This window comes from Acinetobacter sp. YH12027, assembly GCF_013420085.1.
GTDB classification, from domain to species: Bacteria; Pseudomonadota; Gammaproteobacteria; order Pseudomonadales; family Moraxellaceae; genus Acinetobacter; species Acinetobacter amyesii.
Window position 1 is genome coordinate 12,246 of the sequence record NZ_VOYW01000034.1, and the last position, 23,861, is coordinate 36,106.

The following is a 23,861-nucleotide window of genomic DNA, read 5'->3' on the forward strand; positions in this document are numbered from 1 at the left end:
AGCGCTCTGATGCAGTCATGTTAAAATGCGCTTACTTCTTTTGTTCCTTTTGAGCATTTTCCTTGGCTGAATTAAATCCTGCAGTTGTTCCGTTATCTTTATACATTCACATGCCGTGGTGTGTGCGCAAATGTCCATACTGTGATTTTAATTCGCATGCGGTGCCGAATGGTGAATTGTCTTTAGACTTAGAACAAGAATATTTACAGGCGTTGGTTGAAGACTTTAAAACGCAAGTCGATTTTACTCAGGGTCGCTTGATTCATAGTGTATTTATTGGTGGGGGTACACCATCGCTCATTTCATCCAAAGGCTATCAATGGTTATTTGCTCAACTCAAAGCGTTAGTGCCATTTGAAGCGGGCTGTGAAATTACCTTAGAGGCCAATCCCGGTACGGTTGAGCACGATCCTTTTGCCGGTTATTTAGATGCAGGGATTAATCGTCTATCTATCGGTGTGCAAAGTTTTAATACCGACCAGCTGAAAAAGCTGGGGCGGATTCATTCGAATGATGATGCGATTTCTGCCATTCAGCATGCAAAAGAGGCAGGTTTTGAACGGATAAATGTCGACTTGATGCATGGCCTGCCTGAACAAACCATTGAGCAAGCGCTTTTGGATTTGAAATTGGCTGTGGAAAATGGGGCAACCCATGTGTCGTGGTATCAATTGACCATTGAACCCAATACAGTTTTTTTCCGCACAAAACCAATTTTACCTGTCGATGATGTGCTTGAAGATATTCAAGAACAGGGCGAAGCCTATTTAACAGCGCAAGGCTTTATCAATTATGAAGTATCGGCATGGCGTAAAGAAAAGCCGTCGGCACATAATTTAAATTATTGGCAGTTTGGCGATTATTTGGCGATTGGCGCAGGCGCACATGGTAAAGTGACCATGCCAGACGGGGTGTATCGTTTCCAAAAAACCCGATTGCCGAAAGACTATTTAGCCAAAGTACCTGCTGAACATCTTCAGTTTAAGCGCATCGAAGCAGCCGACATGCCTTTTGAATTTATGATGAATGCACTTCGTTTAAATCATGGGGTGGAAGCCAAGCTATATAGCGAGCGTACAGGGGAAAGTTTAGAGCCGATTGCCGAGTTATTGAACTCATTACGTGAACGTAAATTGATGGTCAGTGATCCAACACTTTTGTCTTGTACCGAGCAGGGACATATCTTTTTAAATTCAGTATTGGAAGAATTCCTGTAACGAAAGCTATGTCAAACTTGTTTTAAAATTTGAGCGACAAGTAATTTTTCATATTTCGAATGTAATTTGCAGAATGTGTATGAAATTATTCAGTTGATAATTGAATTTACATGGCATAAAGGAACTTCAGAAAATGAAATATATTTTAACTGCGACGTTATTAGCTATAGCTTTGGTGGGTTGCACCGATAAAAAAGCACCATCAGAACAAAATGTTGCAACAGAGGCAACGACCGCAACTGCACAAACAAACGATGTTGCAGTAGCTCAAGATGAGCAAGTGATTCACTTTACAGGGCCACAAGATCTAAGCCTTGAGTTAAAAACCAAAGATAATTTTGAAACCGCACAATTGACTGATAATTCTGATCGTGTGTATGAATTGAAACGAGCAGTTTCAGGAAGTGGTGTACGACTTGCCAACGACCAAGGTGTTTCAATTCACTTTAAGAACTTTAATGGTGTGAATGAAGGCACAGTTGAGTTGGTAAAAGATAAACCCATAGAGATTAAAGAATTTATTGCTGATAAAGCAAAGTAAATATTAAAAAAAGACCGCATGAGCGGTCTTTTTTTAATTTAGCTTAACGATGTTTCGGTGGCATTGGCGGTAATTTATGCTGCGAAACAGGTTTGTGTTGATTGCCTTTAAAAGCTACTGCCTTATGATTTTGTTTGGCAAATTTTGCATGAGCTTGTTGATGCTCTTTTTTCACCATTTGCGGCCCAGCAGATTTGTGATGTATTGCTTTAGGCGGTACAGGTTTTTTATCAAAGTATGGAGCAGGTGGTGGATTTTTATGATCGAATGCAGGCGCTGCCATTGCAGACATTGTCGCAGTTGTTGCAATCAGACCAATCATCAATGAAGACATCAATTTTCTCATGGTTACGCTCTCTATGAATCATTGAAGTCATCATAGGGAGAAGCTATGAAGTTGTATGAGATACAAATGTAAAGCTAAAATTATGGAGTTAAATTTACTTTAAGTATTTAATATTTATTAAATAAAATTATGTTTTGGCGATAAGGTATTTTATTTTTGTTGAAAAATACAACAATATTTCTCCATATAAAGTTCATCTTTATACATTGTTATTACCTCATGAAGAAATTAAGAATACTACTCGTAATTCCTATAGATCAAAATTAAAAGAGAAGACAATAAAAAGACCGCCGAAGCGGTCTTTTTATAGAGTCATTTAACTCGGTTTAAAGCTTAGTAGTCAAAGCTAAAGTGTTCAGGAGCCAAAGAAGTCATGGTCTTCGATGGGTTAACCATTGCTTCAGCGTGACCTTGTGAGCGTGGTAATAGACGTTCAAAGTAGAAGTCAGCCACTTTGATTTTTGCTTTATAGAACTCAGGAACTTCTGCACCATTGCCTTCTGCTAATTTTTCAGAAGCTACGGCAGCTTGTTGTGCCCAGAAGTAAGCCATCATCACGTAGCCAGAGAACATCAAGAAATCTACAGATGCAGAAGATACGATGTCACGGTCTTTACGTGCTGCAAGCATGATACGAACCGTTAATGCATTCCATTGTGCGCAAAGCTTCGTTAAGTCCCACGCAAAACGACGCATGTATTTGTTACGTGCATGTTGACCACAGAACTTCAAGATTTCAGCTGTGTAGTCACGAATCACTTTACCTTTAGAGGTCAGCAGAACTTTACGACCAATCAAGTCTAGTGCTTGAACACCGGTTGTGCCTTCGTAGAGAGTAGAGATACGTGAGTCACGAACAATTTGTTCCATGCCCCATTCTTTAATATAACCATGACCACCGTATACTTGCATACCATGGTTTGCAGCTTCATAACCCATTTCGGTTAAGAAACCTTTGAGAATCGGTGTGTAGAAGCCTAAGTGGTCATCATGTGCTTCAAACGCTGCTGTATCACCGCGGGTTAAAGCATCAGTCATTTTGTCCGCAATTTGAGCTGCATAGTAAATCATTGAACGGCCGCCTTCAGCGATCGCTTTTTGAGTTAAAAGCATACGACGTACGTCTGCATGGTGAATAATCGCATCGGCTACTTTTTCAGGATCTTTTTTACCTGAAAGTGCACGCATAGACATACGTTCTTTCGCGTATGGAAGTGCGCCTTGGAATGCCAATTCAGCATGTGCAATACCTTGAATTGCTGTACCAATACGTGCAGTGTTCATGAAGGTGAACATTGCATGTAGGCCTTTGTGTTTTTCACCGATCAAGTAACCAATAGCATTGTCAAAGTTCAGCACAGCTGTTGCCGAAGCACGGATCCCCATTTTGTGTTCAATCGAACCACAAGTCACTGGGTTGCGTTCGCCCACTGAACCGTCTGCTTTCACAAGGAATTTTGGAACGATGAACAATGAAATCCCTTTAGTACCTGCAGGAGCATCTGGAAGACGAGCAAGTACGATATGCACGATGTTATCTGTTAAATCATGCTCACCCGCAGAGATGAAGATTTTTGTACCAGAAATTGAATAGCTACCGTCAGCTTGAGGTTCCGCTTTGGTTTTTACCTGACCTAAGTCGGTACCGCATTGAGGTTCAGTTAAGCACATGGTGCCTGACCAAGTTCCAGCAACAAGGTTCGGTAAATATTGGTTTTTCTGTTCTTCTGAACCAAATTGAAGAATGGTGTTGATACAACCTACGCTGAGACCTGGATACATTTGGAATGACCAGTTCGCTGTACCCATCATTTCAGATTTGATGAGATTCAACGACTGTGGCAAGTTTTGACCGCCGAATTCTTCAGGGAAAGACAGACCTTGCCAGCCACCCTGTACAAATTGGTCATAGGCTTCTTTAAACCCTTTTGGTGTTTTCACATCACCATTTTCAAAATGACAGCCTTCTTCATCACCCGTTTGGTTTAAAGGTGAAAGGATGTTTTCACAAAAATCCGCTGCACCTTCTAAAATCATGTCGACAGTATCTGCATCAGCAGCTTCACCATTAGACAAAGTTTTGTAGTGTGCTGGGTAATCGAGCACTTCATTCATTAAGAAACGAATATCGTGTAAAGGCGCTTTATATGCAGGCATAATCTTAATCCTAATATCTAAATTTTTTTGGATTATCTGTATTGATGATTTGATTATTCATAATTTCATCTAAAAAACATTGATGAATACGCCCTTAAAAAATGTCAGAAAGGCGAATTGTAATATTTAACCAACATGTGAAAAATAAACTTCTGATAGACTTGATGTTGATCTTTTGATCATTTTTTTCTTTTAATAAATCATAAAGAACGTAGGTCTTTCGTACAATTATGCGATTAAAATATATAACACTTTGTTTACTGGGTTTGAGTATTACTGGGTGTGCTCAACATGTCATAAAAACCAATTCAACGGATCAGTCTCTCGGGCAACAAGCCACTCAAGGCTTAAACGCAATGTTTGAAAATGCTAGTTATGACATGAAAGGGCAATTTTCAATTCAGACCGATATTCAGTTCGATGAAAAAAAGCCTGAAACCAAGTCAAAACCTGCGATAAGCACACAGCCAGAGCTGGATCCTAAACTTAAAAAACAACTGGATCAGTTGATTAAAACCCAAAATATTCCATTTAGCCAAAAAGAAAAGAAACAGCTCTATCAAGCCATTGCCAATGAATCAATCCCACCATCAGCGCGCTATAGCGAAGAAGAGGATGGCGTTTCTCCGCAATCTAAAATTGCTCAATCACTGCTGAATGTGTTGAATGATTTACAGTTTAGCTATAGCGGTTCAGTACATTTTAGAGAAAAACTTGCTGCCTTAACCTTGCAACTGAGTTATCAAAAACCGACTTTGCAGGTGAATGCACAGTTGCCGATGATCATTGATTTTAATCAACATAAATTTTATACCAACTACTTTGCGTTCATGCCGTTTATGGTGAATCGCGAAAGCCAAAGCAGCTTGGCTTATGTGGATTTTTCAAAACATAAAGAGACGATTGCTCAGTACGATTTGAAAAAATTTGCTGACTATTTAAAACAAATGAATGCTTTGCCCTATGTCTTGGCAGAGCCGAATCAAGTGCAAAATGTTGCTTTAACACGTGATGAAAAAAATGCAGGGCTGACTAAAAAAATCCGCTATGTGGGTGATCTCAATGCGCTTTACACCCAGCTTGAACTTTTTGATTTTGTGAACGCCAACTATTACACCACGCAAATCAAAGGTCAGCGCAATAGTGACGCTGAGCAAGATGACTCTGTGGACGCAGCTGTGCATCTTAGTGCTTCCGAAGAGGCGATGGCTGCGGCTGAAGCGGCGGGAGGGACTGCAGTAGCGGCAGCAGTTGAGGATGAAGACGATGATGCGGCTTATGCATCTGTAGAACGTGTGAATGAGCTGCTCAATGCGAAAATGCATGGCCTGATGTATCACCAAGATGAAACGGAAGAAGAACAAACGTCTTCTGCAGCTGAATCTGCTGAATACGCGATCGATACTGCAAGTGCATATGCGGAGGCGACCGCGGGTGATGACGAAGAAGCCTATAGTTCGGATACTGAAGTAACCGAAGTTTATGCGGCTTCCCAAGAAGATGATGAAACAGCGAACTTATCTGAGGAAGTCTGTCAGGCCTTGATGAACACCAAACAGGTGCCGATTGGTAAAGTCACGCTGTGTCAGGATTATCAAGATGTTCGGGTGATACCGCTGCAAACAGATTCTGTACCATCGGCTTCTGCTGCGGACGCATCCAATACAGATTCAGAGATTTCGGATGCTGTTGAGCAGTTAAAACCAGTATTCCAGCAATATCAAAGTGAACAACTTATCGATGTAAAACAATTCCAGCAATTATGGCAAAAGCATCAAGCTGAAATTGCGCAGGTGCTGAATGCACAGGATAAATCATCTTCGAATGTTGTGATGGATGTAGGCTTAGATCACAAAGGCCGCGTCCAAGTAATGGACTATCAATTGGCCTTTAATGAGCCACGTTTAGGTCAATTAAAGCTGAAAAGTAGCAACCAAATCTTGAATTATGGCAATGCGACTAAAATTGATCGTCAAGCCATGAAACAGGCAAAATCCATTGAGGAAGTCAGTAAAGATTCACTCTTTGAAAATATGTTGAAAGGTCTGCTTGCACCAATCACGGGAAATGATCCTCTGCTTGTTGAAGCAGAAACTGCATCGGTCGATGATGTCCGTGCTGCAAATGAAGAAATCGAACTTCCTGAATATCTAAGTACTGTGGCTTTGCAAAGTTATAAGCGCCATCAATCTGAAGTGAAAGCCTATCAAGCGGCATTTGTCGTGGCATTTGCTAACGATCGCGCTCAGTATGTGCGTTATTACTCAGCCAATGATTTGAATGAAATTGCAGAAGTTTATGCATATCGATTTGTTGATGGCTTAAAAGAACCAACAGGCAATGCGCTGAAACGTTTAAATCAATTACGTGATAAGCATGCTTTGCATCGCTATCAAGACTTTGATGACTTAGGTTCTTCGGTCAACCATTATGTACAGTCAGGAATTGGCGAGTACAAAGCTCAGGTTGAATGGAAGCAGTTGCAAAAAACCTATAAAACTGATCAGGCGATTTTTGCACATTTATATCAACAAAACTTTTTAGCTAGCTATGAACTGGAAGGAACTGAAAAAGCGCATTTGGTGAAAGCATCAAAAATCTACGCGCAAGCCTTTGCTGATGATATCAAAGGAAAATTATCAGAAGCGTCATTGCAAGGCCTAGCAGCAGAACACAAAGAGTTGTTCAGCCAATCGGCTTATTATGAGACCTATAAGGCGATACAAAAACACAAGAACTAAGTTGGATCAAAAAAAGAACCTCAATTGAGGTTCTTTTTTTAGGTGTTTAGACTGCTCAGAAAGTGAATTGAGCAAATCATTTTGAATTATAGAAAGTCTTTTAGATCAGGTTTGACGCCATTCCAAATGGAAAAAGATTCAATCGCTTGACCAACCAACATGCCAAAACCTTCTGAGGTTGGAACATGGCGTGCTTTGGCTTGATCCAAAAATGTCGATGGTTTGCCATAGGCCATTTCATAGGCGTGCGTGAATTGTAATGCTTCAGGCAAAATTAGCGGATCACCCGTTAAGCTGGCCGATGTGGCATTAATCACCAGATCAAATTGACCTGCTAAGTCAGTGAGTGCAATGGCTGCAAGTTCGGCATTCGGTACGGCAGTTTTTAAGTCAGCGACCAATTGTTCAGCACGCGCTAAAGTACGATTGGCAATGACGATTTTTTTGGCCCCAGCTTGTACCAGTGGGTAAATCACGCCACGTGTCGCACCGCCTGCACCAATGATCAATATATCGGTCTGTTCTAAATTCCAATCTAAGGCACGGATGGCATCGACTAGGCCTTGTCCATCGGTATTATCGCCATGGAGTGTGCCATCTTGCATCCATAGTGTATTGACCGCACCTGCAATTTTGGCACGTTCAGTAAGCACGGCACATTGTGCATAGGCTTGTTCTTTAAACGGAACAGTGACATTCATACCGATGCCACCTTCGGCAAAGAAGGATTCGACACTGTGCTGAAAACCATCGAGTGGCGCAAGTCGTTTGCTGTACTGAATGTCGAGGCCTGTTTTTTCAGCGAAGGCATGATGAAGTTCAGGTGAGCGTGATTGTTCAATCGGGTTGCCAATCACGGCAAATTGTTTGCTCATTGCACAGCGTCCATGTAGATGTGAAAGAGCAGACAATATACGCCAAAACCGAGGATGGCTAAAGTTCGGGCAGTCTTAAAATCGTGAAATAAAGGCGGAAAATTAAGGATTACAAATATCTAGGACGCTTTGAATCAAGATGCTCGCTGCACTGATGACTAAACCAATCAAGGCAACCACCATGAAGCCAATAGCCAAATTATCATTCAAAGACGTTTCGGAAAAAATATTGGTACTGATAGCGCTAATCAGCACAACAGCAAAGCTCCAAAACACCAATGCAGTAAGACTGACTGCTTTTTTATTGAGTGTTTGATGTGTCATGTGCGTTGTACTCCGTACAAGAAAATTACAGCCATAAGTTTATTGACACATTGTGCAATGACATAGCTTAAAGCTGTTTAAAAGATGTGTCATTGTTGAGCAATCTGATTACAAAGTAAATGCTTAAAAAAATTATTTATGCGTCAATATATTACCTAAAATGAATACTCTAATCCTCAGGCAATAAAAAGCCCCTGACGGACAGGGGGTGAATACATGTTTATCAGTTTATTTCAGCGTATTCAGCCAATCTTGCGGTTTTAAATAAAAGTCGGTGAGCTTTTTCTCGGCAGAATGTTCTTCCCATTCAGGACGATACGACCAGCCTGCCAAGGGTGGCATACTCACTAAAATCGACTCAATACGTCCGCCAGTTTGTAAGCCAAATAAGGTGCCACGGTCATAGACAAGGTTATATTCAACGTAACGACCACGACGGTAAAGTTGGAAGTCTCGTTGTGCTTCGGTATAGGCTTTGTCTTGGTTTCTTTGGAAGATCGGTAAAATTGCCTCTAAATAACCATTACCCACGGCCTGCATATATTTGAAACAGGTTTCAAAGTCCCATTGGTTGAGGTCGTCAAAGAATAAACCACCGACACCACGTTGTTCATCACGGTGTTTGAGATAGAAATAGTCATCACACCATTTTTTATGTTCATCATAGAGCGTATCGCTAAATGGGGCGCAGAGGTCATGGGCAGTTTGATGCCAAGACAAGACATCTTCATCATTTGGATAAAATGGAGTGAGGTCAAAACCACCACCAAACCACCAAATCGGATCTTGTCCTTCTTTTTCGGCGACAAATAAACGCACATTGGCATGTGAGGTTGGGACGTTGGGGTTTTTCGGGTGAATTACCAATGACACGCCCATGGCTTGTGCTTTTGCACCTGCAATAGCGGGATGGCGTTCAGTCGCAGAGGCCGGTAATTTTGAAATGTTGATGTGCGAGAACATCACGCCGCCTTTTTCAATCACCGTTCCATTTTGAAGAACACGTGAGCGACCACCACCACCTTCAGGGCGTTCCCAGTCATCGATCGCAAATTCGGCACTTCCGCCACCAGCACGTTCTTGCTGTTCCAATGCGGCACAAATCCGTGCCTGTAAATCGCGAAGGAATTCATCTACACGTTGAATATCGGCTGAAGTTGGATTCTGCATGGTGACCTTTATTAAAATAATTTAAAGATAAGTGTCATCAAAACATAAATTAGGTGAAAACTTAAGGCATTTTTCCCGATACTCAGCATCGGATCTTTGCTTTAAATCTAGATATCTAGTGATTAAACCAAAAGATCATGCAAAGTTAGCAGCAATTGCTCCGGCTGAAATTGGGCCTATTCCGACAAATTTGCTAGGTTGAATTCACATCTGAAGCTCAGCACAATAATCATAAGGTAGATTTAAATTGAATCTCATTGATTGAAATGGTGCATCGATGTCTCAGCAGGCGAATTCTTTAATTCAAAAATACAATGTACCAGGTCCACGCTATACCAGTTATCCAACCGTGCCGTATTGGGAGGAAGCTGAGTTTTCATTGCAACAGTGGAAACAGGGATTGAAGCGTTCATTTGATGAGACCAATCACAGCGAAGGCATCAGTCTGTACATCCATCTACCATTTTGTGAAAGCTTATGTACGTTTTGTGGTTGCCATAAAAAAGTCACGAAAAAACATGAGATGGAGCTGCCTTATATTCAGGCGGTGCTGAAAGAATGGGACTTATATTGTCAACTCTTGGTTGATCGGCCAATAATTAAAGAAATTCATTTGGGCGGGGGAACGCCTACTTTCTTTTCTCCGGAGCATCTCACCCAGTTGATTCAAAGCATTCTAGTGCATGCTGATATTGCCGATACACATGAATTTAGCTTTGAAGGGCATCCGAACAATACCACACGTGAGCATTTACAAGCTTTGTATGATGTTGGTTTTCGACGCGTAAGTTATGGAGTGCAGGATTATAATGAGAAGGTGCAAAAAGCCATCCACCGTATTCAGCCCTTTGCACATGTTGAACAAGTGACACAGTGGGCACGTGATATTGGCTATACCTCTATTTCACATGATTTGGTTTTTGGTCTGCCATTTCAGGATTTAAACGATGTGTTGCATACCATTGAACAGACCAATCGTTTGATGCCAGATCGCCTAGCCTTTTATAGCTATGCACATGTGCCGTGGATTAAGGGCAATGGTCAGCGTGGTTTTAAAGATGCTAATGTGCCGAAAGATGATTTAAAGCGCCAATGCTATGAAGAGGGTAAAAAAAAGTTACTAGCGCATGGCTATCATGAAATAGGGATGGATCATTTTGCATTAACCCAAGATCCGATGTATCAAGCTTTTCAGCAGGGCAGTTTGCACCGTAATTTTATGGGCTATACCGCATCGAAAACCCAAGTAATGATTGGTCTCGGCTTATCCTCGATCAGTGACTGTTGGTACAGCTTTGCACAAAATGAAAAGAAAATTGAAGATTATTATGCACGTTTAGAAGCGAATGAAATTCCAGTCTATCGGGGGCATGTGCTGACAGATGAGGACTTAATCATTCGTAAACATATTCTCAATTTGATGTGTACCTTCCAAACTTCTTGGGCAGGTCCAGAAATGCAATTTCCTGAGCTTGATGAAGTACTAGCGCAATTGGCTGAAATGCAAGAAGATGGCTTGCTCGAGATTTTTGATCAGCACATTCAGGTGAGTGATGCAGGCAAGCCTTTTGTCCGTAATATCTGCATGGCTTTTGATTTACGATTAAAACGTCGTGTTCCTGAAAATCGTATTTTTTCGATGACGATTTGAATCTCCCCTAACCCCTCTTTAATAAAGAGGGAAAAGCCTCCCTTTTGTAAAGGGAGGTTTGGAGGGATTAATTTATGGAGAATTTAAAGGATTTTTAAAAATCATCCTTTTGATACATATGCGACATACGATCATGTTTGGTTTTTAAATATTGTTCGTTAAAGGGATTTAAACCCACAGTCAGCGGAACACGATCAACGACATTCACGCCTTGTTCTTGTAGAGCTTCAATTTTTAACGGGTTATTGGTAATGAGGCGCACCGCAGTAATGTTAAGATGATTCAACATGATAGGACACATATCATAACGACGTGCATCAGCAGGAAGATCCAATAATAAATTGGCATCCACGGTGTCATGGCCTTGGTCTTGTAGGGCATAGGCACGGATTTTATTGGTTAAACCAATCCCGCGACCTTCTTGGCGTAAATATAAAATCACCCCTTGGCCCGCTTCATTAATTAATTTTTGGGTGGCTTGAAGTTGTGGGCCGCAGTCACATTTAAGTGAAGCGAAGGCATCACCAGTCAGGCATTCGGAGTGGATACGTACTAAAACAGGTTCAGTGGGAGCTTGTTCTAGTCCTTTAGAGAGTGCGACATGTTCTTCACCGGTTTCAGGATCCTGAAAAACCGTAATATTGAATTCACCAAAAGCGGTCGGTAATCTTGACGTTGCGACAAATTCTATAGGCACTGCTTAACCCGTTTATTCGATTATAAATTGGCTAAAGTATAGCGTAATGCTTGGACATTGGTAGAATTGCAACGACGAATTTATGCAGAACATTTTCTTTTTTGTATAAAGCGAACGATAATAGTTGATAAATAGGAAGATTATTCAGGATAATCTGACTCATTCAAAATCTCCCCAACGAGATCATTGCTAAAAATTACATCGCTACAAGTTTGGCTGATTGTAAGGTGATACAATTCGACGATATGATCGAGTTACCCATTTAGACCGAGCTTAGGAATTTGCCAGGCTTTAGAAGGCTTTGCCACATTATGCTGTATAAAGAAATACCATCTCAACGCCCTGTAACACCGTTGCTGGATACGATTAACCATCCTCAACAACTTCGTTTACTCGAGCGCAGCCAATTAGAGCAAGTGGCGGATGAGTTACGTCAATTTATTTTGTATGCGGCCGGACAAAGTGGTGGGCATTTTGGTGCCAATCTTGGGGTGATCGAATTAACCGTGGCATTACATTACTGTTTTGAAACGCCACGTGATCGTCTGATTTGGGATGTGGGTCATCAAGCCTATCCGCATAAAGCCTTGACCGGTCGTCGTGAACAATTAGTGACGATTCGTGCCAAAGATGGTTTGGCTGCGTTTCCTGCCCGTGAAGAATCTGAATTTGACACCTTTGGCGTAGGCCATTCATCAACAGCGATTTCTGCTGGTCTTGGGATGTCATTGGCACGTCGCTTCAAGCAAGATCCCTGTCATGTGGTTGCAATCGTGGGTGATGGCGCGATGACAGCGGGCATGGCTTTTGAAGCCATGAACGATGCGGTGGCACACAATGCTGACCTTATGGTGGTATTGAACGACAACGATATGTCGATTTCATGCAGTACCGGTGGTTTTGCCAAGCATTTGGCTGCGATTTGGGAAAGTGGTCAATCGGTTAATATTTCTGAAAGTGGCGAAGCCTATATTCAACCGCATCCTGAATGGGCGTATAACTCACGCCTACATTGTGCTGCGACCGATGCTGCAGATAACTTATTTAAAGCCATTGGCTTTGACTACTTTGGTCCTTTTGATGGGCACGATGTTGAACAATTGACACATGTGTTTGAAGCCTTAAAAAAACGCAGAGGCCCACGTTTAGTGCATGTCTATACCAAAAAAGGTAAAGGCTTTGCACCTGCCGAAGCAGATCAAATCAAATACCATGCCATCAGTAAAGTGAATGCACCTGCTGCAGTGGCAACTGCACCGAAATATTCAGATGTTTTTGGTCAGTGGTTATGTGATGAAGCTGCACAGGATGATCGTTTATTGGCGATTACTCCTGCGATGTGTGAAGGCTCAGGCATGGTGCAATTTGCCAAGCAGTTCCCTGAGCGTTTCTTTGATGTTGCCATTGCAGAACAACATGCGGTGACTTTGGCTGCGGGTATGGCCTGTGAAGGGGTAAAACCGGTTGTTGCAATCTATTCAACCTTCTTGCAACGTGGTTATGACCAACTGATTCATGACGTCGCTTTGCAAAATCTTGATGTGACATTTGGCATCGACCGTGCAGGCTTGGTTGGTGAAGATGGTCCAACGCATGCGGGTGCATATGATTATGCTTTTATGCGTACCGTGCCAAACATGGTGATCATGGCGCCGAAAGACGAAAATGAATGTCGTCAAATGTTGCATACGGCTTATTTGTATAAAGGCCCAGCGGCGGTACGTTACCCACGTGGTAATGGATTGGGTGTTGAGATTCAGCAAGAGATGACCGAGCTTGAAATTGGCCGTGGTGAAATTCTTGCAAACTTCAATGATCAGCAAGATGACACCATTTCTATTCTGGCTTTCGGTAGTCGTGTTCAAGCGGCACTAGAGGCAGGACAGGCTTTAGCGACAAAACTAGGTGTGGCTGTGCGTGTGATTAATATGCGCTTCGTGAAGCCCTTAGATACACAGTTGATCGATCAAATCGCGGCAAGCACGCAACTGTTTGTGACAGTTGAAGAGCATGCAGTCATGGCGGGTGCGGGCAGTGCAGTAAATGAATATTTAGCCCAAGCCGGCGTGGTTAAGCCTGTGCTGAATTTAGGTTTGGCTGACGAGTTCATGCACCAAGCAACGCATGCTCAAATGTTGCATCAGGCTGGACTGGATGCTGAAGGCATTAGCGCTTCTGTGACACAAAGTTGGCTAAAACATAAGCAAACCGTGGTTTGTTGATTTTCTAATTTTTAGAAACATTTTTTCCCTAAAAGCCCTTATATTTGATAAGATATAAGGGCTTTTATGCATTATTCTTTATCAGTATCTTCAAATTTGTAGTGGGTGTTCAATGGAACCTATGGTGGTTATGGCTGCGCGTGCGGCTCAATTAGTTGGTCAAGAGCTTTTAAAAGCGCATCAAAATCGTCATAAACTCGATCTACAAGTCGAAGAAAAAGGAATTGATGGTCCAGTAACGCGTGTAGACCGTTATTTGGAACAATTGACTATCGATACCCTACGTAAAAGCTATAAAAATCACAGTTTCCTAGGCGAAGAGTTTGGTCTTCAAGAAGGCAAAGGTCACGACGCTGATTGGTGTTGGATCATCGACCCACTTGATGGCACATTAAACTTTGTCAATGGTGTTCCACATTTCTGTATCTCTATTGCAGTTCAACATAAAGGTGTAACTCAACACGGTGTTATTTATGACCCTGTGAAAGATGAGTTGTTCTCTGCAAGCCGTGGTCGCGGTGCGATGATGAACCAACGCCGTATTCGTGTAAATGTAAAAGACAGCTTAGAAAACACTTTCCTTTCAGTGGGTCATGCGTATCGTAAAATTCGTAATGGCGAAGTGGTTTCTTATGCGAAAAACCATTTCAACTCATTGTTAAATGTGACTGAAGCCGGTGCTCAATACCGTCGTTCAGGTTCTGCTGCTCTTGATCTAGCATATGTTGCTGCAGGTCGTTTCGATGGTTATTTCGAACTTGGTTTGAAACCTTGGGACATCGCTGCAGGCGAACTTATTGTGAAAGAAGCGGGTGGTACTGTGGTTGATGCTCGTGGTGGTAACGACTCAATGGACAATGGTCAAGTACTTGCATGTTCTATGAAAATGCTTAAACCGCTTATGCAAGCTGTAGTTCCAGCTTGGGGCGAAGCTGCTAAATAATAGAACGCTTAGTTCGAGTTTATTGACAGAATAATGAAATAAAGCCCTCTTTATGAGGGCTTTATTTTTGTCTAATCGGTCAAAAATAATGGCTTAAACACCTATAACTTAAAGCTTCTTACAAAAAATATTCTGAAGTTGACTAAAACAGGTGACATTTAAAAACTTTCTGCTATAATCCCCGCACGCACTAAATTTCGTTCATTACCTGAACATTCTCTTCTATCATTGTGTATGCGCGTTCCGGTCCAAAGAGAGGACGATATTTCGCGCCCCACCCAATCGCTAAGCGATTCCTTCAGGTTGCGGCTGTAATCATGTGTGCGTTATACGCATCGTCGTTCTCGGATCGCCGCTGATTCTATATTTTCAGCGTCTTTTGCTGTGCCGCTTTTTGCCGATGTCCATCTGAATTTATATTTTTAATGGAGCACCCATTTTTGGGGTGAAATACTCTATGAGCAAAACTTTTGCTGATTTTCCTTTACATGAGTCGTTACAACTAGCATTACAAGGTCTAGGTTTTACTACTCCGACTCCAGTGCAAGAACAATCAATTCCAGCTGCATTAGAAGGTAAAGACCTTCTTGTATCAAGCCAAACTGGTTCTGGTAAAACTGCTGCATTCTTACTCCCAACTGTGAATGCTTTGGCTGGTCAAGACACATTGATGTCTTTCAAAGAGCGCATGAAAGCGGTAACTGCACCGTCTATTCTTGTACTTTGCCCTACACGTGAATTGGCTCAACAGGTTAGCCAAGACGCAATTGCTTTAGTACGTCACATGAAAGGTGTTCGTATTGCTGCAATTATGGGTGGTATGCCTTTCGGTAAACAAATCCAACAGCTTAAAGGTGCACAAGTTGTCGTAGCGACTCCAGGTCGTTTACTTGACTTGGTTAACCGTCGTCAAATTAAACTAGACAACGTTGATGCGTTAATCGTTGACGAAGCTGACCGTATGCTTGACTTAGGTTTCTCTGAAGACCTAGAAGCGATCAGCGACTTGGCTGCTAACCGTAAACAAACATTAATGTTCTCTGCAACATTTGCGCCGCGTATCATTACACTTGCAGAACGCATGATGAATGATCCACAGCGTATTGCGATTGAAACTGGTCATTCTACAAATACTGACATTGCTCAGACTCTTCACTGGACTGACGGTTTCGAACATAAGAAAAAACTTTTGACTCACTGGTTATCTGATGAGTCTGTAGATCAAGCAGTTGTATTCGCATCTACTCAAGAAGATACAGATATGCTGGCTGAAGAACTTGCAGAAGCAGGTCACTCAGTTGTCGCTCTTCACGGTGCAATGCCACAAACTGTACGTAACCGTCGTTTACGTAGCATTCGTGAAGGTCGTGCAAAAATCTTAGTTGCGACTGACGTTGCTGCACGTGGTCTAGACGTACCAACAATTTCTCACGTAATTAACTTCGGTCTTCCAATGAAGAACGAAGACTATGTACACCGTATCGGTCGTACAGGTCGTGCGGGCCGTACTGGTAACGCGATTACTTTAGCGACTTACCGTGAACGCGGTAAAATCCGTGCTTTAGAAGACTTCTTAGATGCACGTTTAAATGTGTCTGAAATTGAAGGTCTTGAGCCATCTCCACCTCCTGCACGCGGTAGCCGTGATGGCGGTCGTGGTCGTCGTGATGGCGGTCGCGGTGGTCGTGGTGGTTTCGGTGGCGGTCGTCGTTTTGAAGGTGAATCAAACTTCAAACGTCGTGAAGGCAACCGTGATGGCGAACGTCGTTCATTCGGTGGCGAAGATCGTCCACGTCGCGAATATAACAACGATCGTCCACGTCGTGAAGGTGGTTTTGAAGATCGTCCACGTCGCGAATTTAACAATGATCGTCCACGTCGTGAAGGCGGTTTCGAAGATCGTCCACGTCGCGAATTTAACAACGATCGTCCACGTCGTGAAGGCGGTTTTGAAGATCGTCCACGTCGCGAATTTAACAGCGATCGTCCACGTCGTGAAGGTGGTTTTGACCGTCGTTCTAACGATGACAACCGTGGTAACCGTGTAGATTACAAACCAGCTCGTGAAGGTTATGGCGATCGTCCAAAACGTTCATTTGGTGAAGATCGTCCACGTCGTGAATTCAACGGTGACCGTCCTCAACGTTCATTTGGTGAAGATCGTCCAAAACGTTTCGGCGATGACCGTCCAAAACGTTTCGGTGATGATAAACCACGCGGCGAACGCACTTTCGGTGAAGACCGTCCACGTCGTAAATTCAATGACTAATTGAATTTCGAGAGAAATATCGAAAAAACCGGTGGAAACACCGGTTTTTTTTATGGATTTAAATTAGCCTTTTAATCAGAAAAATGTATACTTGATCAAACTTTATGTGTTTAATGATAATTAATATGAACGGAAACGCGTTGGCAAATATGCGTACAGTGATGATCGAGGTACTTATGCCTTATATCGGTTTGACACTCTTATTGTGTAATATCGTTTACTATATATACAATTATTTTAACTAAATTCTTCTATTGGGTTGAAAACACCCTCTATAAAATCGCATTAATAATAAAAAACAATTTACCTGATGGAATGCAGGGATATGCGCTCATGCAATGGTAACATTTTAAACTTCAATCCTTTATAGTATGCATGCTGAAAAAAATGCAGGAAAATCCTCAGCTATGAATAATCAAACGTCTTCTCAGACTCAGGCACTGATTGAAGTGAAAAACCTGAGTTTTAAGCGAGGAGAGCGCGTCATCTATGACAATGTCAGTTTAAAAATTCGTCGTGGTCAGATCACTGCAATTATGGGTCCATCTGGTACAGGTAAAACGACTTTACTCCGTTTAATTGGTGGTCAATTGACTCCCGATAATGGAGAAGTGTTGCTTGATGGGCAGGACATTGCACAGATGTCACGTCAGGAGCTCTTCGCTGCGCGTGCGCGTATGGGGATGCTGTTTCAGAGCGGCGCATTATTTACCGATATGTCGGTATACGAAAACGTAGCCTTTCCAATTCGTGCGCATACCAAGTTGCCAGAGCATTTGATCGCTGAAATTGTGGCGTTGAAATTAGAGTCTGTTGGTTTACGTGGCGCAGAACAAATGATGCCCTCTGAACTATCGGGTGGTATGAATCGTCGTGTGGCTTTGGCCCGTGCTATTGCACTGGATCCTGAGTTAATCATGTATGACGAACCCTTTGCAGGACAAGACCCGATCGTGATGGGGGTTTTAACTCGCTTGATTCGTTCGCTACGTGAAGCTTTAGATTTAACCACGATTATTGTCTCGCATGACGTGGCTGAAACATTATCAATTGCAGATTACATCTATGTGGTGGCTGAAGGGAAAGTGCAGGGCGAGGGAACACCTGAGCAGTTAAAAGCACATGCCTCGCCGTTTGTGAAGCAGTTCTTGACGGGTTCGGTAGAAGGTCCGGTCGATTATCAATTCAGTCATCAGCCCTATTTAAATCATGAGGTTCGTTCATGAATGCTATTGCCGCATTAGGTAGACGCGTCATTGAACGTGTTCGAGGAATCGGCGTAGCAACCATTATGTTGCTGCAGATTCTGTTTTCCATGCCGACTTTACTTGGCGTGAAATTGTTTATTTATCAGATGTACCGTGTTGGTGTGCTTTCATTACTGATTATTGTGGTATCTGGCTTATTTATTGGCTCGGTACTGGGTTTGCAGATGTATAGCATTCTGTCGACTTTCGGTAGTGAAGCGATGCTCGGCACAGCCGTTGCACTGACTTTACTGCGTGAACTTGCACCTGTGGTTGCAGCTTTACTCTTTGCTGGTCGTGCAGGTTCAGCTTTGACGGCTGAAATTGGTTTGATGAAAGCCACTGAGCAGTTGTCGAGTATGGAAATGATCGGGGTCGATCCATTAAAACGTGTGATCTCGCCACGACTTTGGGCCGGTATTTTTAGCTTGCCAATGTTGTCGGTGATTTTCGCTGCTGTCGGCATCATGGGCGGTAAATTAGTGGGTGTTGATTTTCTGGGTGCAGATGAAGGCTCTTATTGGAGTGGCATCGAGAACAGTGTGCAATTCTTTAAAGACGTCTTTAATGGCACCATCATCAAAAGTTTTGTTTTTGCATTAATTTGTACTTGGATTGCGGTCTATCAGGGTTATGCCTGTGTCCCAACTTCAGAAGGTATTGCAACGTCGACCACACGTACTGTCGTGTATTCTTCGTTGTGTGTTTTAGGATCAGATTTCGTGTTGACTGCGGTCATGTTCGGAGGTATTTAATGAAATCACGTACGAGTGAACTGGCCGTCGGTTTTTTTGTCATTCTTTTTGCTATCGCTATTTTCTTCTTGGCGATGCGTGTGAGTGGTTTGGTCGGCAATAACATCGAAGACAGTTATGAATTGACCGCGACATTTGAAAATGTAAACGGGATTAAACCCCGCGCCAAAGTCACCTTAAGTGGCGTTAAAGTTGGTCAAGTGGAATCATTGAAACTCGATCCTGTGACGCGTTTAGTGACAGCACATCTGATTATGGATGGCTCATTAACCTCTTATAACGCAGAACAATTAAAAGAAGTGCAAAAGAATGCACTCGAAGAGCTGCGTTACACATCAGACTATGAAGCAGCAACACCTGCGAAACAAAAAGAAATGGAACAGCAACTGATTGCTAACATGAAATCCATCACCAATATCGATGAAGATGCTTACATTATGGTTGCAACCAATGGTTTATTGGGCGAGAAATATTTGAAAATTGTACCGGGTGGTGGTGTCAACTTCTTAAAACGTGGTGACCAAATTGGTAATACCCAAGGTACGATGGAAATCGAAGATTTGGTGTCTAAATTTGTGACCGGTGGTGCAGGGAACAAATCTGACAGCACAGCAGAAGCTGAACAAAAAACAGAAGCTGCTGACACAACAACGGCAGAAGAACCTGCATTTGTTGAATAATTTTTAGGAGAAATTAAGTGAACACATTGTTAAAACATACGCTTACAGCAAGTATCTTATCAACTATGATGGCAGGTACAGCTTTTGCTGCTCCAAGCGAAGCACCACCTGCATTTGTAAAAAAAGTGGCTGATGGCCTCATTACACGTTTAAAAGCAGACCACGCAAAACTACAAAATAACCCTGCGGCTGTGAAAACGATTGTTCGTCAAAACTTGGACCCGTATATTGATTCACAAGCATTCACACGTATCGTGATGGGTACGTATGCAACGAATCAATACAGCTCAGCGGCTCAACGTGCGCAGTTTGAACGTAACTTCCGTGCAACACTGATCGAAAACTATGGTTCAGCTTTTGCCAAGTTTAGTAACCAAACGTATAGCATGCGTCCATATAAAGCGTCGAACAGTAAGAACCCTGTTGTAACGATTGATTTCCATAACAACGGTGAAAAAATTCCAGTCTCTTTCCAGTTGGCGGATAAAGGTTCACAATGGAAAATCCGTAATATCAACGTTTCGGGTATCGACCTAGGCTTGCAATTCCGTAATCAGTTTGCGGCGACTGTAAAACGTAATGGCGGTAACATTGATAAAGCAATTGCGAACTTCAAACCTGATGCTGATGCAGCATTAGACAAGAAAAAATAAGATAGGTGATGTGTGATTAAACTTCATCAACAAGAATTGATGGTTTCAGGCAAAATCGATTACAACAATGCCGAATTGTATTATCAAGACGGCTTGAAGTTGATTCAACAACAGCAAGCTTTTCCCTTAGTGGTCAATCTTGCTGAGCTTGAGCATGGCAGTACTTTAGCTTTAGCTGTTTTGGTCCGTTGGTTACGTCAAACGCCAAAAGCGCAAGGTTTGCAGTTTAAAGCAGTCCCTGAAAAAATGATGAAGATTATTCAAGCCTGTCATCTTGAGCATGACTTGCAATTGATCTAAATAAAAAAAGCACCATAAGGTGCTTTTTTTATTTCAGCGGGATAAGAAGCTCTCGCAAGTCTACGCAATAGGAACGGATTAAATCCATTTCTTCCAGCGGAAGTACATCAATGGGCCAATAAAGAATGCCACGATGATTAAGCTGACCACGATAAAACTGGTTGTACCATGCGCGAAGGGCAGTACATCGGTGTTCATCCCATAGACGCTAGCCACTAACATCGGTGGCGCAAGCATACTTGGTAAAATCGAGAAGCGACGAATCGTATCATTCTGTTCGGTGTTAATGAATCCAGAGGTGGTATCCAGTAAGAATCGAACCTTTTGGAACAAGAAGGCATCATGCTCAACAAGTGAGCGTACGTCTTCACTGAGTTCTCGGATGTCGGCATCATAAATATGACTACCCAAGGCCCGAGGACGTGACAGGAAGGTGAGAACACGACGTAAGTCGATCAGACACAGCTGAGCTTTCCCGAGCATATCTTCTAAATGCGCAAGTCGGGTAATCATGTCATCCAAGTCTAAAATCATCTCACGATGACGGTTATTCAGCACTTCTGTGGAATACTTTTCTAAGTCCTTGTGGATATCTTCCAAGATATCCGCAAGTTCATCGAGTTTGGCTTCTAAAAGACCCAATAAAATCCAAGTTGGATCTTTATAGTCAATTTCATAATCGTTACGACGCGCGCGGGCACGAAAGGCACGGAAAGCCACCAGCTTTTCACCCCGTAAAGTGAATAAGCGTTCTTTATGCAAAATAAAGGCAACCGTTTGTACGGTAGCTAAGGTGCTGGCATTTTCTTCGGGTTCGCCATCGACCTGAAAATTTTTATTTTTCGTTAAAAAATAGGTGCTGATGTGCAAAATACCGTCGTCATCACGGTAGAATCGTGCACTCGACGAAATATCTTCTAATGATTTTAATGTAGGTAAATTTTGATCATAGGCATCCATAATCCATTGCTGCTCTTCCTGAGACGGGGCAATGAGATCGAGCCAGACTAAATCCTGATGTAAATCGAAGTCACCATTGATGGTGACATCTTCCAGGCTACCGCGCTCTGTGGCGTAAAAGGCTTCAAGCATGTTGTCTTTTCCCCTTGCGCAGTAAGTTAAAAATGAATGGGTGTATTTTAGACAAGGATTTGCTGAAAAACACTGTTCTAATGCTTATTTTATGAAAAAATCTGTTTAAAGTTGATTTTTCCAGCATAGCGTTCCTGATCTGATGGTGATTATAAATGAAATCTATCGCAATTTTCTGTGGTTCCGCCCTTGGTAACAATCCAGCCTATTTACAGGTGGCTGAAAAAGTCGGTCGTCATTTGGCGGCACAAGGCATCACACTGGTCTATGGTGGTGGTCGTTCAGGTTTGATGGGTATTGTGGCAGATAGTGCTTTGCGTGCAGGTGGGCAAGTCATTGGGGTGATTCCAAAAGTCTTGGTCGATAAAGAATTGGCACATCCAGATTTAACCGAATTGCATGTGGTAGAAAATATGCAACAACGGAAAACTAAAATGTCTGAACTCTCGGATGGTTTTGTGGCGATTCCAGGTGGAGCAGGGACTTTAGAGGAAATTTTTGAGCAGTGGACGTGGGCTCAATTGGGCATTCATTTAAAGCCATGTGCCTTTCTCAATGTAGATGGTTTTTATGACGATTTATTGAATTTTCTGAAAACTACCGCAGAAAAAGGCTTTACCCATCCGCGTTTTATCGAAGGCTTAATTGCAGAAGATAATATTGAAACGATTGTTGAGCAGTTTCAACATTTCACTGCGCCAGAGCCGAAATGGGGCATGGTTGAACGTACAGCCTTTATCGCGGATTTGGAACAAGATTGATGAAAACTATTACTGTTGCTGCAGCAATTATTCTAAATGAACAGCATGAACTTTTAGTGGTTCGTAAAAAACACACGGCATTCTTTATGCAAGTGGGTGGCAAGTTGGAACCCAATGAAGCCCCTGAAATCACCATGCTGCGTGAAATTCAGGAAGAAATAGGCTGCGCTGCGCAGATTGAGCAATTCATTGGTCGTTTTGAAACGGCCGCTGCGAACGAAGCAGATCATCTACTGGTGAGTTATGTCTATCTGGTCCAGTTGCGAGGTGAGCCGGAAATTGATGCGGAAATTGCAGCGATGCAATGGGTCAGCTTAGATGATACACAAACAAAACTCGCACCTTTAACACGTGAGGTGGTGATTCCTTGGGTGAAGCAGCAGGCGCGATCTCTTGCTGAAAGCTAAACTGCTTCGCTTGTTCATTTTCTTTAGAGGTTGATGTTTGAAACTAAGGCTGTGCCGCAGCAATGCATGCGGCATATACCTGCGTGCAATGTAGCTGATGTAACAGCGTACTTAATGCATGGATTGAACTCCCCGTGGTCACCACATCATCGATAATGAGGACTTTACGGAAACGGTGTTTTTCAGTTGGGTCGATAATAAATTGCTGTTCGATATTTTCTAGGCGTTCTAGCCGACTTAAACCTTTTTGAGCGTGCTGTGCTTGACGAATCACTGGTTGCCAAACAGGGATGCGCAATTGCTTTGCCATCATGTGTGCAACGAGAAGCATTTGGTTGTATCCACGGTCCTTAAGGCGTTCAACTGAAATAGGCATGGGAACAATGGCCTGAACTCGAGCTATGCGCAAACTTAAAAGGCTCTGTGCTAGTAAATTTTGATAGTGCAATTGTTGCTCATACTTATAGCTTTGAATGATGCGATCTATTGGGAAATCATAGTGAAAGGCACAAGAGATGCAGTGTTCATGGCGATCAACCATTTTTTTAAACCATGGTAGTTGTGCCCAGCAGTCGGTACAAAGCGAATGATGTCGTTGTCGATCGATACCACAGAGCAGGCAAGGGGAAACGCTCTGCATTCCTTTTTGGATGAAATGTTGGATGGATTGGAGCATGCTTTTATTCTAGGGTCTGTTGACATTTGTTGATTAAAAAAATAGCGAGATAGTAAAATTAAATCGCCAAACCCAATTTTACACTCGCTATGCCTCGAACAATGCTAAATGATCAACACTGGTCCAAGTTACTTGCT

The 23,861-nt window shown here is 42.5% G+C and carries 22 protein-coding genes; 14 read left to right on the plus strand and 8 right to left on the minus strand.

All coding sequences use genetic code 11. The features are described 5' to 3' along the window. Positions 1–62 precede the first annotated feature (62 nt). Positions 63–1,217 carry a radical SAM family heme chaperone HemW gene (hemW, locus tag FTT94_RS12285; protein ID WP_180170875.1) on the plus strand — a complete coding sequence of 385 codons (1,155 nt, stop codon included), beginning with the start codon at positions 63–65 and terminating at the stop codon, positions 1,215–1,217. A gap of 133 nt (positions 1,218–1,350) precedes the next feature. Then, entirely contained in the window at positions 1,351–1,758 is a 408-nt protein-coding gene (locus tag FTT94_RS12290; protein WP_180170876.1) for a hypothetical protein, read from the plus strand. 43 nt (positions 1,759–1,801) lie between these two features. Here the strand turns inward: FTT94_RS12290 and FTT94_RS12295 are convergent, their stop codons facing one another. Continuing rightward, positions 1,802–2,092, minus strand: a complete 291-nt coding sequence (locus FTT94_RS12295; RefSeq protein ID WP_257231421.1) for a hypothetical protein — start codon at positions 2,090–2,092, stop codon at positions 1,802–1,804. Positions 2,093–2,437: 345 nt separating this feature from the next. Continuing rightward, entirely contained in the window at positions 2,438–4,261 is a 1,824-nt protein-coding gene (locus tag FTT94_RS12300; RefSeq protein WP_180106889.1) for an acyl-CoA dehydrogenase C-terminal domain-containing protein, read from the minus strand. 230 nt (positions 4,262–4,491) lie between these two features. Here FTT94_RS12300 and FTT94_RS12305 point away from each other — a divergent pair, with 230 nt between their 5' ends. Beyond that, a complete protein-coding gene (locus tag FTT94_RS12305; protein ID WP_180170878.1) occupies positions 4,492–7,002 on the plus strand; it encodes a hypothetical protein in 2,511 nt (836 codons plus the stop codon). Positions 7,003–7,088: 86 nt separating this feature from the next. Here FTT94_RS12305 and aroE read toward each other — a convergent pair whose 3' ends face one another. The 3 genes from aroE to hemF all read right to left on the minus strand — a co-directional run bounded on the left by aroE (position 7,089) and on the right by hemF (position 9,371). Further along, positions 7,089–7,877 (minus strand): shikimate dehydrogenase, encoded by a 789-nt coding sequence (aroE, locus tag FTT94_RS12310; protein ID WP_180062850.1) that lies wholly within the window; start codon positions 7,875–7,877, stop codon positions 7,089–7,091. A gap of 102 nt (positions 7,878–7,979) precedes the next feature. After that, entirely contained in the window at positions 7,980–8,201 is a 222-nt protein-coding gene (locus FTT94_RS12315; protein WP_078189308.1) for a hypothetical protein, read from the minus strand. A 228-nt stretch (positions 8,202–8,429) separates the two neighbouring features. Continuing rightward, on the minus strand, positions 8,430–9,371 hold the full coding sequence (hemF, locus tag FTT94_RS12320; protein ID WP_180026069.1) for an oxygen-dependent coproporphyrinogen oxidase: 942 nt from the start codon (positions 9,369–9,371) through the stop codon (positions 8,430–8,432). A gap of 277 nt (positions 9,372–9,648) precedes the next feature. Between hemF and hemN the strand changes: the two genes are divergently transcribed. After that, the gene (hemN, locus tag FTT94_RS12325; RefSeq protein WP_180170879.1) at positions 9,649–11,022 is read left to right on the plus strand and encodes an oxygen-independent coproporphyrinogen III oxidase; all 1,374 of its coding nucleotides are present in this window, start codon (positions 9,649–9,651) and stop codon (positions 11,020–11,022) included. 94 nt (positions 11,023–11,116) lie between these two features. Here the strand turns inward: hemN and ribA are convergent, their stop codons facing one another. Then, positions 11,117–11,719, minus strand: coding sequence for a GTP cyclohydrolase II (ribA, locus tag FTT94_RS12330; protein ID WP_168379100.1), 603 nt, complete (start codon positions 11,717–11,719; stop codon positions 11,117–11,119). A 311-nt stretch (positions 11,720–12,030) separates the two neighbouring features. Here ribA and dxs point away from each other — a divergent pair, with 311 nt between their 5' ends. From dxs to FTT94_RS12370, 8 genes are all read left to right on the plus strand, one after another. Beyond that, positions 12,031–13,941, plus strand: a complete 1,911-nt coding sequence (gene dxs / locus FTT94_RS12335) for a 1-deoxy-D-xylulose-5-phosphate synthase (protein WP_180170880.1) — start codon at positions 12,031–12,033, stop codon at positions 13,939–13,941. Positions 13,942–14,053: 112 nt separating this feature from the next. Continuing rightward, positions 14,054–14,884 (plus strand): inositol monophosphatase family protein, encoded by an 831-nt coding sequence (locus FTT94_RS12340; protein ID WP_078189303.1) that lies wholly within the window; start codon positions 14,054–14,056, stop codon positions 14,882–14,884. Between the two features lie 457 nt (positions 14,885–15,341). Next, positions 15,342–17,153, plus strand: a complete 1,812-nt coding sequence (locus tag FTT94_RS12345; RefSeq protein ID WP_180003429.1) for a DEAD/DEAH box helicase — start codon at positions 15,342–15,344, stop codon at positions 17,151–17,153. 407 nt (positions 17,154–17,560) lie between these two features. Further along, positions 17,561–18,379 (plus strand): ABC transporter ATP-binding protein, encoded by an 819-nt coding sequence (locus FTT94_RS12350; protein ID WP_111885426.1) that lies wholly within the window; start codon positions 17,561–17,563, stop codon positions 18,377–18,379. After that, positions 18,376–19,155, plus strand: a complete 780-nt coding sequence (mlaE, locus tag FTT94_RS12355; protein WP_078189301.1) for a lipid asymmetry maintenance ABC transporter permease subunit MlaE — start codon at positions 18,376–18,378, stop codon at positions 19,153–19,155. Before FTT94_RS12350 ends, mlaE begins: the two co-directional genes overlap by 4 nt. After that, positions 19,155–19,835: an outer membrane lipid asymmetry maintenance protein MlaD gene (locus FTT94_RS12360; RefSeq protein WP_078189300.1), complete on the plus strand. Its 681-nt coding sequence runs from the start codon at positions 19,155–19,157 to the stop codon at positions 19,833–19,835. Before mlaE ends, FTT94_RS12360 begins: the two co-directional genes overlap by 1 nt. Before the next feature lie 17 nt (positions 19,836–19,852). Further along, positions 19,853–20,488: a phospholipid-binding protein MlaC gene (locus FTT94_RS12365; protein WP_078189299.1), complete on the plus strand. Its 636-nt coding sequence runs from the start codon at positions 19,853–19,855 to the stop codon at positions 20,486–20,488. 39 nt (positions 20,489–20,527) lie between these two features. Further along, complete coding sequence (locus FTT94_RS12370; protein WP_218945760.1) at positions 20,528–20,788, plus strand: lipid asymmetry maintenance protein MlaB; 261 nt, start codon at positions 20,528–20,530, stop codon at positions 20,786–20,788. Positions 20,789–20,866: 78 nt separating this feature from the next. On the opposite strand, the gene FTT94_RS12375 is transcribed toward FTT94_RS12370, so the two are convergent. Continuing rightward, on the minus strand, positions 20,867–21,880 hold the full coding sequence (locus FTT94_RS12375) for a CorA family divalent cation transporter (protein ID WP_078189297.1): 1,014 nt from the start codon (positions 21,878–21,880) through the stop codon (positions 20,867–20,869). Between the two features lie 155 nt (positions 21,881–22,035). Between FTT94_RS12375 and FTT94_RS12380 the strand changes: the two genes are divergently transcribed. After that, entirely contained in the window at positions 22,036–22,641 is a 606-nt protein-coding gene (locus FTT94_RS12380; RefSeq protein ID WP_180170881.1) for a TIGR00730 family Rossman fold protein, read from the plus strand. Next, positions 22,641–23,048: an NUDIX domain-containing protein gene (locus tag FTT94_RS12385; RefSeq protein WP_180135134.1), complete on the plus strand. Its 408-nt coding sequence runs from the start codon at positions 22,641–22,643 to the stop codon at positions 23,046–23,048. The genes FTT94_RS12380 and FTT94_RS12385 overlap by 1 nt, the downstream gene beginning before the upstream one ends. Positions 23,049–23,091: 43 nt before the next feature. Here FTT94_RS12385 and FTT94_RS12390 read toward each other — a convergent pair whose 3' ends face one another. Continuing rightward, the gene (locus tag FTT94_RS12390) at positions 23,092–23,724 is read right to left on the minus strand and encodes a ComF family protein (protein WP_180170882.1); all 633 of its coding nucleotides are present in this window, start codon (positions 23,722–23,724) and stop codon (positions 23,092–23,094) included. Between the last annotated feature and the right edge of the window lie 137 nt (positions 23,725–23,861).

What these genes read in the sequence shown, in the direction of transcription:
- FTT94_RS12290 (WP_180170876.1), top strand. Translation starts at nt 1,351, where the DNA reads ATGAAATATATTTTAACTGCGACGTTATTAGCTATAGCTTTGGTGGGT.
- FTT94_RS12295 (WP_257231421.1), bottom strand. Translation starts at nt 2,092, where the DNA reads ATGTCTTCATTGATGATTGGTCTGATTGCAACAACTGCGACAATGTCT.
- FTT94_RS12300 (WP_180106889.1), bottom strand. Translation starts at nt 4,261, where the DNA reads ATGCCTGCATATAAAGCGCCTTTACACGATATTCGTTTCTTAATGAAT.
- FTT94_RS12305 (WP_180170878.1), top strand. Translation starts at nt 4,492, where the DNA reads ATGCGATTAAAATATATAACACTTTGTTTACTGGGTTTGAGTATTACT.
- aroE (WP_180062850.1), bottom strand. Translation starts at nt 7,877, where the DNA reads ATGAGCAAACAATTTGCCGTGATTGGCAACCCGATTGAACAATCACGC.
- FTT94_RS12315 (WP_078189308.1), bottom strand. Translation starts at nt 8,201, where the DNA reads ATGACACATCAAACACTCAATAAAAAAGCAGTCAGTCTTACTGCATTG.
- hemF (WP_180026069.1), bottom strand. Translation starts at nt 9,371, where the DNA reads ATGCAGAATCCAACTTCAGCCGATATTCAACGTGTAGATGAATTCCTT.
- hemN (WP_180170879.1), top strand. Translation starts at nt 9,649, where the DNA reads ATGTCTCAGCAGGCGAATTCTTTAATTCAAAAATACAATGTACCAGGT.
- dxs (WP_180170880.1), top strand. Translation starts at nt 12,031, where the DNA reads ATGCTGTATAAAGAAATACCATCTCAACGCCCTGTAACACCGTTGCTG.
- FTT94_RS12340 (WP_078189303.1), top strand. Translation starts at nt 14,054, where the DNA reads ATGGAACCTATGGTGGTTATGGCTGCGCGTGCGGCTCAATTAGTTGGT.
- FTT94_RS12345 (WP_180003429.1), top strand. Translation starts at nt 15,342, where the DNA reads ATGAGCAAAACTTTTGCTGATTTTCCTTTACATGAGTCGTTACAACTA.
- FTT94_RS12350 (WP_111885426.1), top strand. Translation starts at nt 17,561, where the DNA reads ATGAATAATCAAACGTCTTCTCAGACTCAGGCACTGATTGAAGTGAAA.
- mlaE (WP_078189301.1), top strand. Translation starts at nt 18,376, where the DNA reads ATGAATGCTATTGCCGCATTAGGTAGACGCGTCATTGAACGTGTTCGA.
- FTT94_RS12360 (WP_078189300.1), top strand. Translation starts at nt 19,155, where the DNA reads ATGAAATCACGTACGAGTGAACTGGCCGTCGGTTTTTTTGTCATTCTT.
- FTT94_RS12370 (WP_218945760.1), top strand. Translation starts at nt 20,528, where the DNA reads ATGGTTTCAGGCAAAATCGATTACAACAATGCCGAATTGTATTATCAA.
- FTT94_RS12375 (WP_078189297.1), bottom strand. Translation starts at nt 21,880, where the DNA reads ATGCTTGAAGCCTTTTACGCCACAGAGCGCGGTAGCCTGGAAGATGTC.
- FTT94_RS12380 (WP_180170881.1), top strand. Translation starts at nt 22,036, where the DNA reads ATGAAATCTATCGCAATTTTCTGTGGTTCCGCCCTTGGTAACAATCCA.
- FTT94_RS12385 (WP_180135134.1), top strand. Translation starts at nt 22,641, where the DNA reads ATGAAAACTATTACTGTTGCTGCAGCAATTATTCTAAATGAACAGCAT.
- FTT94_RS12390 (WP_180170882.1), bottom strand. Translation starts at nt 23,724, where the DNA reads ATGCTCCAATCCATCCAACATTTCATCCAAAAAGGAATGCAGAGCGTT.